Genomic DNA, 13793 nt, shown 5'->3' with positions numbered 1-13793 from the left:
TCGGCCCGCGGGTGTGGTCAGGATTCGTGCCGGAACAGCGAGGCGCGGAACCGGTAGGAGTCCCCCCGATACACCTGCCAGCCGACATCGACCCGGCTCTCGCTCTGGTCGAAGGTCGTCTGGTAGCCGACGAGAACCGGTGCGCCCTCGGGCATTTCGAGAAGGCCGGCGATGCGGCTTGTGGCCAGCTCCGCCTGGAGTTGGTAGTCGCACCGCATCGGAATGATGCCGTAGCGCTCCATGAGGAGCCCGTACAGCGAGGTATCGGTCAGGTCGGCGAGTTCAAGTCCGGGCACGCGATGTGCCGGGAGGCATGAACTGTCGACGCTGATCACCCCATTGTCGAGGCTCCGTACCCGCTCAAGGTGGACGACGTCGTCCCCGTCGGCGAGCGACAGCGCCTCTGCTTCGTCGACCGTCGCCGGCCGCCGGGCGAGCCTGATCATCTTGGACGAAGCCTTCATGCCCTGCTCGGCGGCCGCCTCGGAGAAGCTGCGCAGACGGTTCGGCTCGTGGATGAACTTCCGCTCGGCCACGAACCAGCCACGTTGCGGCGAAGGGTCTATGCGCCCGGTGTCGGCCAGCGCCTTGAGGACCAGCCGGAGAGTCGCGCGACTGACGCCGAGCTGGGCGGCCAGCGCGCGTTCGCCGGGAAGCCTGGAGCCGGGCACGTAGTGAGCGGAGTCCAATGCCTTGAGCAGGTTTTTGTACGCTTCGACGGCGGTATGCCGTCCCTCCACGCTGGCTGGGCCGATGCTGAGTGGGATCGGCTTCATCTCTGTACGTTCTTCCTTCACTTGTGGCCGCACCACCACCTGAGGGTAGTCCGAGCCTGTCATTTCGACCAGGCGTCCGGGCTCGTCTGGCGAAGTGGTCGGCAAGGCAACGAGATTATCGCGTTTCGGTCGCCACCGGACCGGGTGGATCTGGACCATGACCACGGTCACTTCCGACCCGTTCAGGCGCCCTAGCTGCGGACGGGCGCTGTAACACGAAGCGGTAACGAAAGTGGGCGTGATTGCGGACGACTCTTGACAGCAAGATCCGGGGGCCGCAATCTGGTCCTCCGAACAGACCAGTTATCTGCTGGCGATCCCCGGAGATGACCTGCGGCCGGTTCAGACCCGAAGACTCTGCGCGCCGTTGACATCCACCACCTGATGGATGCGGTCTCCATCCTAGACCTACTAGTCCCCCGCGACCCCGGCCCCCTGCGTCAACGGAGAACCTGCGAGCGTGCCATCTTGGCTGCGCAGAGTAGCCGAAGGAACTCAAAATGCCAAAGAATCAGTTGAAAAGACCCCCCGCCAGGCTGTCGACCGCCGTAATAGCCGCAACTGTGGCACTCGCCCTCGCAGCTTCGGCGTGTTCGTCATCGTCACCGTCGTCGTCGGCTGAAGGGTCCGGTGGTAGCAGCACCTTGGTCGTGCAGAGCGGCCTCGGTGGCTCACCCGGCATTCTGGCGGCATACCAGAAGCTGAATAAGCAGTTCGAGAGCGAGAACCCCGGCGTCAAGGTCGACTTCGTCAGCAAGAGTTTCGACGAACTCGCGTCCACGGCCACGCTCCAGCTGTCCGGTAGTAACCCCCCGGACCTGACCCAGGTCAACCGGGGCTACCAGGCCATCAGCGCCTTCGTGAAGGGTGGTCTGCTGACCAGCCTCGACGACTACGCCCAGAAGTACGGCTGGGACAAGCGACAGTCGACCCAACAGTTGGCGCTCAATCGGTTCAGCAAAGACGGAAAGGTCATGGGGGAGGGTCCGCTGTGGGGCATGTCGGCCACCAGCGCGTGGATCGGCCTCCTGATGAACACCGAGATCGCCGAGAAGCTGGGCATCGACTCCGAGCCCAAGACCATCAAAGAGCTCGAAAGCCAGATGGAGACCGCGAAGGCGGGCGGGGACATCCCGTTCCAGCTCGGCTCGGCCAGCGGCGAGCTGGCGGCGTGGCTCCTCAGCGAGCTGCTGATCGCGCAGGGGGGACCGAAGGTGGTGGAGAACCTGGTGTTCCACCAAGGCAACGAGAGCTTCAAGTCCCAAACGGCGGTCTGGGCCGCCGAGACCATGAAGTCGTGGGGTAAGAAGGGCTACTTCACACCGGGCTGGACGGCGTACAAGACCGACCAGGTGATCGCCAACTTCACGGCAGGTAAGGGTCTGTTCTCCCTGACCAGCTCTCGCTTCATGCCGCTCAAGGGGACGCCGGAGCAGATCGGGAAGTTCCGGATGGTCTTCTTCCCGTCGGTGTCCGGCGAGGGGCTCTCTGCCGTGGGCGCGGGTGACATTCCATGGGCCATCCCGACCAAGTCAAAGAACAAGGAACTGGCGGCCAAGTACATCGACTTCGTCACCGGTGACAAGGCGGCGGAACTGTTCCTGGCCAACGGCGTCATCTCCTCGAAGGCCCCTGCCGATCCCGAGAAGGCGATCGCGTCCGCCAATCTGCCCGTCCCGTCCCAGGACGCCCTGCGCAATGGCCTGGCCCTCGTCGGCGAGGGTACGCCGGTGCCCTACGTCGACTGGGGTGCGCCGGAGCTCTACCCGACGATCTCGAGCAGCTTCGACCTGCTCATGTCCGGCTCCATGTCCGTTGACGCCTTCCTGCAAGAGCTCCAGAACGCCTACGGCCCGTTCGTGGACTCGCTCAAATAAGGACTGATTCACCATGTGCTACCCGCTCGTGAAGACGGCACGTTCTTGACTTCGAGCTTGATGGTCCGGTCTCGTCCCGTTCGGCGGAACGGGGCGGGGCCGACCCTGCGCAGCCGGCAGAGGCGGGCCGCCCTGGTCGGTTTCGGGTACCTGGCACCCGCACTGATCTTCTACGTCTTGTTTCTGTTGCTCCCGTTCCTGCACAGCGTCTATCTGTCGTTCTGCTCATGGGACGGCATCAACGCGGCGCGCTGGGTCGGTCTCGACAATTACCGCACCGTCCTGGGGAGCCCGCAGAACCGGGACGCGTTCCTGCACGCGTTCATCCTGATCGGTTTCTATGCCTTCTTGACCACAGGGCTGGCGCTGGTGCTCGTGGGCATCCTGCGCAGCACGAAGGTCCGGGGGATGGTCATCCTCAGAACCCTCCTGTTCCTGCCGTACGTGATAGCCCCGGTGGTGACCGGTGTGGCCTGGCGCTGGCTGCTGGCCCCGGACGGTCCGGTCAACACGCTGTTGAGGGCGGTCGGACTCGACAGCTGGGCGCGTGCGTGGCTGGGCGACTTCGCGTGGTCCCTGCCCTCGGTTGGGCTGATCGGCACCTGGATGCTCCTCGGACTGGTCCTGGTGCTGCTGCTCGCCGGTGTGCAACGCATCCCGGCGGAACTGTACGAGGCGGTCCGGCTCGACGGCGCGGGCGGCATCCGCGAGTTCTTCACGGTGACTCTGCCCGGGGTGCGGAACGAGATCACGGTGATCATGGTGCTCTCGGTCACCGCGGCTCTGAAGAACTTCGACCTGATCTACGTGACCACCCAGGGAGGGCCTGGCAGGTCGACCGAGGTGCCGTCCTTCCTCGTCTACCAGAAGGCGTTCTTCGTCGGAGAACTCGGCACGGCCTCGGCGATGGGCGTGCTCCTCACGGTGCTGATCCTCCTGCTGACGGTGCTCATCCTGCGTCCCTGGAGGAAGGCGTGAAATCGACTCGAACACACGCGATCACCGGCCAGGTAGTCGTCACTTGTGCGGCGGCGCTCGCCGTGGTGCCGCTCATCGGAGTGGTGATCATGGCGCTCGGGGAGCCCGACACGCAGAACAGCTCGATCAGGCTGAGTGACTCCTTCCATTTCGGCAATTTCGCGGATGTCTGGGAACTCGCAGAGCTGGGAACGGCCCTGGCGACGAGCTTCAAGATCAGCATTTCGGCCACGTTGCTGACGGTGCTCTTGTCAGTGCCGGCCGGCTATGCACTCGCCCAGTTCAAGTTCCCCTTTCGGGGCCTGCTGTTCCTGATCCTTCTCGGCGGCCTCATGCTCCCCAACGAGTCGTTGATAATTCCACTCTTCTTCGATTTCCGTGAAATCGGGTTGGCTGATAACCTTTTGGGTGTCATCCTGGTTGAGACGGCATTGGGTCTCGCTTTCGGAACCTTCTGGATGCGCACGTTCTTTACGAACGCGCCATCCGAGATCATCGACGCGGGAAAGGTGGACGGAGCCAACAGCTTCGTCATTCTGACCCGTCTGCTGGTTCCGATGGCCGGCCCCCAGCTCCTGGCGCTGATCGCCCTGTCATTCGTGTGGACCTGGAACGATCTCCTGGTGCCACTGGTCATGTTGTCCGGCGGCCGTCAATTGACGGCGCCCATGACGCTGGCCATCTTTCAGGGCCAGTACACGACCGACTTCACCTATCTCTCCGCCGCTGCGATTCTGACCGCGTTGCCGGTCGTCGTTGTTTACATCGTGCTGCAGCGGTCGTTCGCGTTCGGAATCACCTCGGGTTCGATCAAGGGATAGGCCACGCAAACCCCCCATCATTCAGGACCGCCGCGGACGACCGCGGTCGAAGAAAGGTAAACATGCAATCCGAGACCCCTGCCCAGCCGGTGCTCCTGCGCTACGCCGATATCGGACGCCGGACCTGGGGCGATGAGCAGACGGGCCGGCTGGCCGACTGGTTCTACGCCGACGACGCGGAACTGAACCTGAACATCGTCGGCATGTCCCCCCAGGGTGCCGCGGTGAACTCGCCGGCCAACCCCACCGTCTTCGGTGCCGACGAGCTGTTCTATGTTCTTGAGGGTGTGCTGGTCCAGACCAACCCGGTGACCGGCGAGGTGTTCGTCGTCAATCCGGGTGAGGCGATCTTCTTCCGCAAGGACACCTGGCACTATCACTACAACTACAGCAATTCTCAGTTGCGCATGCTCGAGTTCTTCCAGCCGGCTCCCAAGGCCGGAACCGGCGGCGCGTACGCGCGGTCGCAGCCGCCGCTCGAGAACGCCCCGAAGCAGGGGCAGGACGAGCTGATGGGCTCGTGGCCGATGGTGCGCGACGAGCCGCGCGAGAAGACCGCTTGGATGATCCGTGAGTCCGACCTTCTTTGGCGCCTGGAAGGCACCGTCCGTGGCCGCGAGGTCCTGGTCGGCATTCTGGCCAGCACCGAGCACCTGACCGCCGGCAAGATGCGCTTTCTCGGGGGACAGCGGAGCTGCGACTACCAGCACGAGGGTGAGAAAGTGGTGTTCGTCGAGTCCGGCGAGTTGCACGTCGAGTTCCCCGAGACCAGGAAGTGGGTCGAGCTCGGCCCCTGGGACGGGGTGCGGATTCCGAAGGGAACCCGGCACTCGTTCTTCAACATGAGCCAGAATCCGGCGACCTGCCTGTTCAGCGTCGCCGACGAGTACAAGCCGGGTTGCATCGACTGAGTCGGCGCGGCTGATCAAAGGAAAGCAGGGCGAGACCGTGTCGCAGTTGGTGGGCGCCGTCGATTGGGGCGGCACCTGGATCAGGGTCGCTCTCCTCGACGGTGACGGCATCGTTCACCGCGAGCGCCGCCCGCGACCCGACACCCTTCCCGCGCAGTACGCCACCGCCGCCGCGCTGCTCCGGCAGAGCGCGGCGGCGGTGGGCGCGGACCCCGTCGCCGTCGGTGTCGGGATCGCCGGCATCGTGCAGGGCGACACCGTGGTGAGTGCCATCAACCTCGGGATCCGGGGCCCGACCCCGGTCGCGCGTGAGCTTCGCGAGCGACTGCCCTGTGACGAGGTGTTCCTTGTCAACGACTCCCAGGCGGCGGCCGTGTCACTCGGCCGCCGGTGGCCGGAAGGCCTGACGGCCGTGATCAGCATGGGCACCGGGTTGGGTGGCGCGGTTCTGGAGGATGGCAGGCTTGTCGCCGGGCGGGGCGCCGCCGGTGACTTCGGGCACTCGGTCGTCGTGGTGGACGGCTTGGAGTGTCCGTGCGGCGGTCATGGATGCCTTGAGATGTACGTGTCGGGGCGGGCTCTAGCCGCGGAGGCGGAAGGGCTGGCCGAGTCGGGGCGTAGCGCGTTGTTGCACAGCCGGCGCCGATCGGCCGGAGCGGTGCATGCCGGAGACCTCCAGGAGGCCGTCCGCGCCGGTGAAGCCGAGGCGAGGAAGGTGCTCGATCGTGCGGCCCGGCATCTCGCCGTCGGCATCCGCAACGTCGTGGCCACCCTCGATCCGGTGCGTGTCGCGCTCGCCGGTGCCATCCTCGGGCCCGGCACGGTGTTCGGGACGGCCTTACGCGAGCGGTGGGAGTCGTCGCGGCCGTGGTGGTGCGGCCTCGTCCTGGAACACGTGGTGGAGGACAGCGACGCCACGCTGATCGGCGCCGCCCTGGTCGCCGACCAGAGACGTCACGGCGTCCACGACCCCGGAATCTGACGACGTACAGAGGCGAGAGACATCGACCACCAGGATGGGGCGACGGACGACATCTTCCCGATACCCGAAAACCCGTAGTCACCCAGTTAGTCCCTGATATCCCTGCGGGGATGCCCGTTCCGGGCTGAAAATCGGGGTGGTTGCCCGCCGACGTCGAGTGTCTTTGGTCCGTTGAGGCCGTCAGTTAGTCGGACGCCGGGAGCCGCGCCATGGGCCCTTCACTGTGCTTCGAGCACGCGGATTAGCTTCGCATTCTCCCTTGCGGCTCTTGCGGGCAGCACGTGCAGGGTGCCCGCAACAGGCGGCAGGGAGGTTCGCATGCTGGAGGAGACCAGGGACACCGAGGAGATCATCGAACGGATCGCGGCGCTGGACATCGGTAAGGCCGAACTAGTCTGCTGCACCCGCGTCCCGAGCGAAGACCGGCCCGGTAAGCGGCTGCAGGAGGTGAGCACCCACTCGACGATGACCCGTTCGGTTTTGTCGATGGCCGATCATCTGCGCTGCCTGGGCGTCACCAGGGTGGTGATGGAAGCGACCAGTGATTACTGGAAGCCGATCTTCTACATTCTCGAAGGAGCCGGGTTCGAAACCTGGCTGGTCAACGCGCGTGACGTCAAACACCTGCCGGGCCGCCCCAAGACCGACCGGCTGGACGCGGTCTGGCTGTGCAAGGTCGCCGAACGGCAGATGATCCGCCCCAGCTTCGTCCCTCCGCCACAGATCCGGCATCTACGAGATCTCACCCGCTACCGCTGCGATCTGATCGGCGCGCGGACAGCCGAAAAGCAGCGCGTGGAAAAGCTACTGGAAGACGCCCAGATCAAGCTGTCCGTGGTGGCCTCCGACATCTTCGGCACATCCGGCCGCGACATGCTGGCCGCGTTGCTGGCCGGGGAACGCAATCCCAAAGTGCTCGCCCAGCTGGCCCGTACCAGAATGCGAACCAAGATCAGCATGTTGGAGGAGGCGTTCACCGGCCACTTCACCGACCATCACGCCTTCCTCCTCGCAAAGATGGTGGCCCGCGTAGACGCCATCAGCGCCGACATCGCCGAGGTCGACGCCAGAATCGACGGCCTCGCCGCCCCCTTCGCCACAGCGGTGGACCGCCTGGATGAGATCCCTGGCATCGGCCGCATCGCCGCCCACGTGATCATTGCCGAGATCGGACTGGACATGAGCCGCTTCCCCACCGCCGGCCATCTGGCCTCCTGGGCGCGTCTGGCCCCCAAGGTCAAGGAATCAGCCGGTAAGAAGAAGGGCTCAAGCTCCACCGGTCACGGCAACCGCTACCTGGCCAGGATTCTGGGCGAGGCGGCCGTTGGCGCCAGCAAGACCCCGACCTTCCTCGGGGAACGCTACCGACGCATCGCTCGACGCCGCGGCAAGCAACGAGCCGTCGTCGCGGTCGGCCGTTCCATCCTCACCATCGTCTGGCATCTTCTCTGCGATCCCAACGCCCACTTCATCGACCTGGGTCCCGACTTCTACGACAACCGCATCGGCCCCGAACGCAAGAAACGCAACCACGTCCGCCAACTCGAAGCCCTCGGCTACCGCGTAACACTCCAGCCCGCGGCTTGATCAACCAATCTCACGACCCAGACGGGCCACTCCGTCCGAGGTCCGCTGCCGCCTGCCCAACTACTGTCCGATTTTCGGATTAGCGGGGCGTTTTGGCTGGTGGGCGCTACTGGGTTCGAACCAGTGACCCCTCGCTTGTAAGGAGCCATGATCGCCTCAACGGCCCTCCGACCTGCGGCGTACCACGTCTGGCCGGCCACGATCGACCGTCCCCGACACGAGCTAATGGCACGCTAATGGCACGCTGATCATGGCCATGACCTGCTCTTTGATCAAGCTGGATGGCACGTAGTGGCACGCGCTCAGGCACGCGGATGGCACGTAGATCGCTCTGACCTCGACGCACGTACCCAATCCGCATTAGCAGCTCGGCTCATGGCCGTCCAGATCAGTCCCACGTGGACCAACAGAGCTCCGTGATCCATTTGGAACGGCAGAGGACGGCGCGGGACTGCAACTAGGAAGCGGTGGCCTGCGGGTGGCATGATCTCGGTGATCGCGCCGTTCCGGCAGGTGGTCACCACTCGTACACAACGATCGCAGCCGAACGGCTCTACCACGTCCTGGACCTGGACGACCCGCCGTACGCACCCGCTGTGCCGGGAGGCGTACTGCCGTTGTCGACTCCCGCGCCTCCGCCTTCACCGCGCTGGCGACCTGGCGCAGCAGGAGCTCGGCACGTACGCGGTGTGGTTTCTGCGCCGTAAGCCGTTCGCCGAATGCTTCCGACGTTGAGGTACCTCCGAGTGTCGCCCGGGCTCCACTGGATGGCGACCAGGTCGGAGCCGTACTCCTGGGCCAGCCGAAGACGCAGCCGCAAGTCGACGTCGTTCACCTCTATTACGGCCCGGTTCCGCTCGGCGTCGATGCCGCCTCCCAGGATCCTCGGATCGCCGGCCGGTGATACTACGGCATCCAACACGGCCTCGAGCTCCGCCTGGCTGTGCCGCACCTGGCGTACGACCGGAATGATCGTGAAGGGGGTCCGCACATTGTCGGGCCACGCGACACCGCTGAGCGGTGCGGCGGCCAGCGCCCGCCCACGCTCGGTGATGTACGGAGCGACCAGCCGGTATGGTCGCTTCAGCAGGTACGGCGGGGCGAGGTCCTTGGGGTGGGCCTCCACGCGTTGCATGGCTGCGTCCAGCGCATGGTTGAACGGCTCGATTCGCGAGTTGTAGGGCTCGTTGAGGAAGTCGGACCAGTCCATGGTGAACACCTCGACGGTCTCCGACGTCGCGGGTTCCACGACCAACCGGCCCGACACGGGGGACGCGGGGCCCAGAGTGAGCGCATAGAGGACTAACAGCGTGACGATCACCCTGAGCGTATGCACGGGCCGCAGTCTAGAACGAACTTGATCTACAGCTGCGGGAATCCCCCTGCGGAGGACGCGGCAACACGCTCGCGGCCGGCTCGGGGGCTAGCCTTCGGGATCTCATGGAGCGTATGGGGCACGACAGCGTGCGCGCGGCGATGATCTATCAGCACAGTACGGCGCAGGCTGACCGGAAGATCGCTGACGCGATGAACAGCATGATCGAAGAAGCCAGTACGAGCGGGTGACCGTGGCGCAGATCACCGCCGAGACGGTCATGATCCGTTTGCTAATGGCACGCTAATGGCACGAGACCCCCGTCAGAAGATCTCTGGCGGGGGTGTTTTTGCTGGTGGGCGCTACTGGGTTCGAACCAGTGACCCCTCGCTTGTAAGGCGAGTGCTCTACCGCTGAGCTAAGCGCCCCGGACGCCCCTCGCGGAGCGCAACGGGCTACACCTTACGGTACAGAAGGCGACCTGAGCACATCCAGCGCCCAAGTGGCTCCCGCGTCGGGGATGCCGGCGGCCTGCCAGCCGAGGAGGGCGGCGCCGAGCATGCCCGCGCTCATCCCGAGGGCCGCGCGTCGAAGTGGAGGGGCAGGCCGGAATGTGAGCCTGGCTTCGAGCCGTTCGGCCAGCGGCTCGAACAGCGCCGGGCCGGCTTCGGCGAGGCCTCCGCCGATGACGATCGACGACGGGTCCAGTAGGAGCGTGTAGGAGGCGAGGGCGAGGGACAGCGCCTCCAGGGCCTCGTCCCAGACGGCTGAGGCGTCAGGGTCGCCGCGCATGGCGAGGGCCACGACGTCCTCGGCGGACGCCGCGAACGGAGCGGAGGGGGCCGATGGGGCCGACGCGGCGTACGCGGCGGAGGGAGCGGACGGAGCGGACGCGGACGCGATGCCGGCGGACGCGGAGTCGATCGTCACGCCGGATTGGGCGTTCAGGTCGCGTACGGAGGCGGCGCGGCTGCGGCGTTCGCCGTAGCGGCGGGCCACCGAGGCGGCCGAGGCGTAGGTCTCCAGGCAGCCGATCTGGCCGCAGGCGCAGCGTTCCCCCTCGGGGAAGACCGGGATGTGCCCGATCTCACCTCCCCAGCCCGCGGACCCCCCGTACGGCTCGCCGGCGATGATCATGGCCCCGGCGATCCCCGTGCCGATCGGGAGGAACAGGAAGTCGGGCTCGGCGCGACCGGCGCCGAGCACGCGCTCGGCCAGCCCCCCGGTGCGTACGTCGTGGCCCAAGCGGACCGGCACCTCCAGCGAGGTGAAGTCGGCGGCGGGCACGTCCTTCCAGCCGATGTTGGCCGAGTAGACGGCCGTGTCGGAGGTGACCAGCCCCGGGACGGCCAGGCCGACGCCGGACGGGGTGCCCTGGCCGGCCTTGGCGAGGTCGTCGATGAAGGTGCGGATCGCCTCGACCACGCGCAGGGGGCCCTCGTCACGCGGCGTAGCACGCTTGTCGGTCAGCAGCACCTCGCCTGAGGAACCGACCAGGCCGCCCTTCATGGCGGTGCCGCCGACGTCGAGAGCGACGACATAGGCGCCTCCGCGAGAGGCCTTCGGCGGACCCTGGCTGTAAGCGTTCACGCGCGGGCCTTCCTGTAAGCGTTCACACGAGAGCCCTCGCCATAGGCGTTAACGCATGTGCCCCGGCTGTAAGCGTTCACGAGCGGACCCCGGCCATAAGCGTTCACGAGCGGACCCCGGCCATAAGCGTTCACGAGCGGACCCCGGCCGTATGCGTTCAGGCGCAAGCCCTCGCTGTAGGCGTTCACGGGCGGGTGCCCGATTTGGTGGGGGAACCCAAGTGGCTGGACTCGTGCACCGAGTTCTCCCCCTCTTTCACGATCTTCGAGGTCTGCCTACACAGCGCATTCCCGCGCAGTTTTGCCCATAAGCGCGCATGAGTCAAAACCGAAGAAACGCGACAAACAGCCCCCAACGAGGCTCAGGACGCCGGATGCCTGCCGAGGACGCGGCTCAGCGCGGCCTCGACCTCCTCCGACAGACCCGGCGCCCCTGCCTTCACCAGTGAAGCCTCAGAGGAGGAGTGCGCGAGCCGTACGGACCCGCACGACCGGCACTCCACCTCCCCCAGCCTGCAGATCAGCATGGTGGAGCCGCATGATCGGCAGTGGTCGAGGTCGAGATCGTGCTCGCGCTGGCAAGCCGGGCAGATGAGCACCTGTGCCTCATGGCGGACCCCTCGCCGCCACGGGCTCGCGCCACGCACCGGGTCCGTCTGCCGGACCCCGCACCGATAGCAGGGCATCGTCGCCACCGCCTTCTTCTTCGCCAGGTCATCGCCCGGCGCACATCGCTAGGGGATTTCCTCGAGCACCTTGTGGTACTCGGAGATGTCGCGCGCCGAGGGGATGGGGTTCACTGCCTTCCACCGAACCACGCCCTCGGCGTCGATGACGAAGGTGCCGCGTAGCGCGAGACCCCTTTCCTCATCGAAGACACCGTACGTTTGCGCCACTTCGCCATGCGGCCAGAAATCGGAGAGCAGCGGGAAGGTGAAGCCCTCCTGGTCGGCCCAGGCCCGATGGGTGAACACCGAGTCGACCGACACGGTCAGCACCTGGACGTCCTTGGGAGCCGAGGCGGCGAACTCGTCACGGATCGCGCAAAGCTCGCCGTGGCAGATGCCGCTGAAGGCGAGCGGGTAGAAGATGAGCACCACTCGCCTTCCCCGGAGGTCGGCCATCCTCACCGGCGTGCCGTGCTGGTCCTTCAGCTCGAAGTCCGGGGCCTTGTCGCCCACCTCGACTGCCATGCCAGTCCTTTCCCCGCGGAAAGTGCCCAGAAGATGAACGAATGACCGCGAGCGCACATCATCCTGCCGTACGGCCTGTGTCAGCCGTACGGCAGGGGAAGCGAATCGAAGAGCTCTACCTAGCGGCGACCCTTGGGAGCGACCAGCCGCGTACCCGACCAATCGCGGGCCGCGCTGACGCTGCTGGTCTGGGAGAGGCCGGCCGTGGTGGCGTCCTCCCCGATGTCACTGGGCTCGACGTGACCTTCCCGTCCCACCTTGGGAGTCAGCAGCCAGATCTGACCGCCGTCGGCCAGTCCGGCCATCGCATCACTCAAGGCGTCGAACAGGTCTCCATCCCCGTCGCGCCACCACAGCAGCACGACGTCGATGACCTCTTCGGAGTCCTCATCGACCAGTTCGTTGCCGGTCAGCTCCTCGATCGACTGGCGAAGCTCCTCATCGGAGTCCTCATCCCAGCCGATCTCCTGCACCACCTGACCCGGCTTCAGACCGAGTCGCTCGGCCAGGCCGCGCTCGCCCTGCGCCTGACCCGCGGTCGCGCTCACGTTTATCCCTCCTGCTTGGATGGCCCCGCCCTATGCGGTTTACCGGCCCCTGCGAGGCCGCTTCGGCACAGTCCACACGCTGTGACCCATCGTCGTCAACGGTCGCCACGACCGGTGACCCGCACCGTTATCTGCTAGTCCGACAAAAACGACAAACGGACACGCCGTTCCGAGTTGTCGACGTTGAGGTCGACGATAGCGACTGACTGCCATGTACCCAGCGCCAGCCGACCGTCGAGCACCGGAACCGTCGCGTACGGCGGGATGAGCGCCGGCATCACATGCGACCTGCCATGACCGCGCGAGCCGTGGGCGTGCCGCCACCTCTCGTCGGCCGGCAGCAGGTCACTCAGCAGACTGAGAAGATCTTCGTCACTGCCGGAGCCAAGCTCCATCAGAGCCACCCCCGCCGTCGCGTGGGGGACGAAGACGTGAAGCAACCCGTCTCCCCCGCACGACCGCGCGAACTCCTCGCACTGCCGGGTGATGTCGTGCACCCGTTCCCTGTTTCCCGTGCTCACCTCGAACGTCTGAGATTTCACCTAACGGATCTTATGATCCCCGCTGAACTGGGACGACAATCGCATCCGGCCCGGGAAACACCAATCCGGTGTGCCCGTCGTCGAAGCGAACGACGTACGGCGGGCATCCGTCGGGTCCCCGTACCTCGATGATCAAGCCGGGCCGATCCCTGTCTCCCACCGTCGTTCCGTGGACGAGGAGCCGGTCGCCTATGGTCGCGTACACCTCGATGCCTCCTTCTTCAGGGTCCCCTACCAGGTTCGTACGGCTCGGGCCCGGCGAAAAGAGGAGGAGGGCCTCCCCCTGCGGAGGGAGGGGAAAACAACACCGAAACGTTACTCCGCGAAGACTCCGGGCCACGGACGCGGACGGCGACCGGCGGCCGCGCCCACCGCCCGGCTCTCCCCGGCCGGCCCGATACGGCGGCCGACGCAGCGGCCGACGCCGGCCCGATGCAGCGCTCGATACAGCGCCCGATACGCCGCCGATGCGGCGGCCGGATACATAGGTATGCGCGAGAGCCCGGAACCAGGGGTCCGCGGTCCGAAGCAGGGGGGTTGGGGGCCCCTCCGGCTGGGGAGGCAGTGGTGGAAGGTACCCTGACAACCCCCCAGTTCGGGGCAGGGACGAACCCCCGGTTTTGTGCCAATTGTTGCTTGCTGGGAGAATCGTCCTACCATCGGTGGTCTAGGCC

14 protein-coding genes and 1 tRNA gene are annotated in these 13793 nt (G+C 66.0%); 6 read left to right on the top strand and 9 right to left on the bottom strand.

Annotated features, from left to right (window positions below; all coding sequences use genetic code 11):
* Positions 1 to 17: 17 nt before the first annotated feature.
* Entirely contained in the window at positions 18 to 947 is a 930-nt protein-coding gene (locus ACOZ38_RS10755) for a GntR family transcriptional regulator (RefSeq protein ID WP_424530041.1), read from the bottom strand.
* A 479-nt stretch (positions 948 to 1426) separates the two neighbouring features.
* On the opposite strand from ACOZ38_RS10755, the gene ACOZ38_RS10750 reads away from it, so the two are divergent.
* The 6 genes from ACOZ38_RS10750 (at position 1427) to ACOZ38_RS10725 (ending at position 7932) form a co-directional block, all read left to right on the top strand.
* On the top strand, positions 1427 to 2653 hold the full coding sequence (locus ACOZ38_RS10750) for an extracellular solute-binding protein (RefSeq protein ID WP_424536983.1): 1227 nt from the start codon (positions 1427 to 1429) through the stop codon (positions 2651 to 2653).
* Between the two features lie 177 nt (positions 2654 to 2830).
* Positions 2831 to 3631: a carbohydrate ABC transporter permease gene (locus tag ACOZ38_RS10745; protein ID WP_424530039.1), complete on the top strand. Its 801-nt coding sequence runs from the start codon at positions 2831 to 2833 to the stop codon at positions 3629 to 3631.
* Positions 3628 to 4452 carry a carbohydrate ABC transporter permease gene (locus ACOZ38_RS10740; protein WP_424530037.1) on the top strand — a complete coding sequence of 275 codons (825 nt, stop codon included), beginning with the start codon at positions 3628 to 3630 and terminating at the stop codon, positions 4450 to 4452. Before ACOZ38_RS10745 ends, ACOZ38_RS10740 begins: the two co-directional genes overlap by 4 nt.
* A gap of 62 nt (positions 4453 to 4514) precedes the next feature.
* Positions 4515 to 5363 carry a cupin domain-containing protein gene (locus ACOZ38_RS10735; RefSeq protein WP_424530036.1) on the top strand — a complete coding sequence of 283 codons (849 nt, stop codon included), beginning with the start codon at positions 4515 to 4517 and terminating at the stop codon, positions 5361 to 5363.
* A 37-nt stretch (positions 5364 to 5400) separates the two neighbouring features.
* Positions 5401 to 6345, top strand: coding sequence for an ROK family protein (locus ACOZ38_RS10730; RefSeq protein ID WP_424530034.1), 945 nt, complete (start codon positions 5401 to 5403; stop codon positions 6343 to 6345).
* Positions 6346 to 6663: 318 nt separating this feature from the next.
* Entirely contained in the window at positions 6664 to 7932 is a 1269-nt protein-coding gene (locus ACOZ38_RS10725) for an IS110 family transposase (protein WP_424530032.1), read from the top strand.
* 553 nt (positions 7933 to 8485) lie between these two features.
* Here the strand turns inward: ACOZ38_RS10725 and ACOZ38_RS10720 are convergent.
* The 8 genes from ACOZ38_RS10720 to ACOZ38_RS10685 form a co-directional block, all read right to left on the bottom strand.
* Entirely contained in the window at positions 8486 to 9268 is a 783-nt protein-coding gene (locus ACOZ38_RS10720) for a hypothetical protein (RefSeq protein ID WP_424530031.1), read from the bottom strand.
* A gap of 332 nt (positions 9269 to 9600) precedes the next feature.
* A tRNA-Val gene (locus ACOZ38_RS10715) sits at positions 9601 to 9675 on the bottom strand.
* A 34-nt stretch (positions 9676 to 9709) separates the two neighbouring features.
* Entirely contained in the window at positions 9710 to 10837 is a 1128-nt protein-coding gene (locus tag ACOZ38_RS10710) for an ROK family protein (RefSeq protein WP_424530030.1), read from the bottom strand.
* Positions 10838 to 11198: 361 nt separating this feature from the next.
* Positions 11199 to 11522 (bottom strand): hypothetical protein, encoded by a 324-nt coding sequence (locus tag ACOZ38_RS10705; protein ID WP_405151946.1) that lies wholly within the window; start codon positions 11520 to 11522, stop codon positions 11199 to 11201.
* A gap of 48 nt (positions 11523 to 11570) precedes the next feature.
* A complete protein-coding gene (locus ACOZ38_RS10700) occupies positions 11571 to 12029 on the bottom strand; it encodes a peroxiredoxin (protein ID WP_424530029.1) in 459 nt (152 codons plus the stop codon).
* A 119-nt stretch (positions 12030 to 12148) separates the two neighbouring features.
* Positions 12149 to 12577 carry a DUF3052 domain-containing protein gene (locus tag ACOZ38_RS10695; protein ID WP_358556973.1) on the bottom strand — a complete coding sequence of 143 codons (429 nt, stop codon included), beginning with the start codon at positions 12575 to 12577 and terminating at the stop codon, positions 12149 to 12151.
* A 134-nt stretch (positions 12578 to 12711) separates the two neighbouring features.
* Positions 12712 to 13119 carry a secondary thiamine-phosphate synthase enzyme YjbQ gene (locus tag ACOZ38_RS10690; RefSeq protein WP_405145871.1) on the bottom strand — a complete coding sequence of 136 codons (408 nt, stop codon included), beginning with the start codon at positions 13117 to 13119 and terminating at the stop codon, positions 12712 to 12714.
* A gap of 10 nt (positions 13120 to 13129) precedes the next feature.
* Positions 13130 to 13324 carry a DUF1918 domain-containing protein gene (locus tag ACOZ38_RS10685; RefSeq protein WP_248958741.1) on the bottom strand — a complete coding sequence of 65 codons (195 nt, stop codon included), beginning with the start codon at positions 13322 to 13324 and terminating at the stop codon, positions 13130 to 13132.
* Positions 13325 to 13793: the final 469 nt, after the last annotated feature.

This window comes from Sphaerisporangium viridialbum (assembly GCF_049674955.1).
GTDB lineage: Bacteria > Actinomycetota > Actinomycetes > Streptosporangiales > Streptosporangiaceae > Sphaerisporangium > Sphaerisporangium viridialbum.
Note: the sequence above shows the minus strand (reverse complement) of the source record. Positions and strands in the feature narration are given on the sequence as shown.

Coding starts and splice junctions, on each gene's coding strand:
- ACOZ38_RS10735 (WP_424530036.1), top strand. CDS start 4,515: ATGCAATCCGAGACCCCTGCCCAGCCGGTGCTCCTGCGCTACGCCGAT.
- ACOZ38_RS10725 (WP_424530032.1), top strand. CDS start 6,664: ATGCTGGAGGAGACCAGGGACACCGAGGAGATCATCGAACGGATCGCG.
- ACOZ38_RS10705 (WP_405151946.1), bottom strand. CDS start 11,522: ATGCCCTGCTATCGGTGCGGGGTCCGGCAGACGGACCCGGTGCGTGGC.
- ACOZ38_RS10700 (WP_424530029.1), bottom strand. CDS start 12,029: ATGGCAGTCGAGGTGGGCGACAAGGCCCCGGACTTCGAGCTGAAGGAC.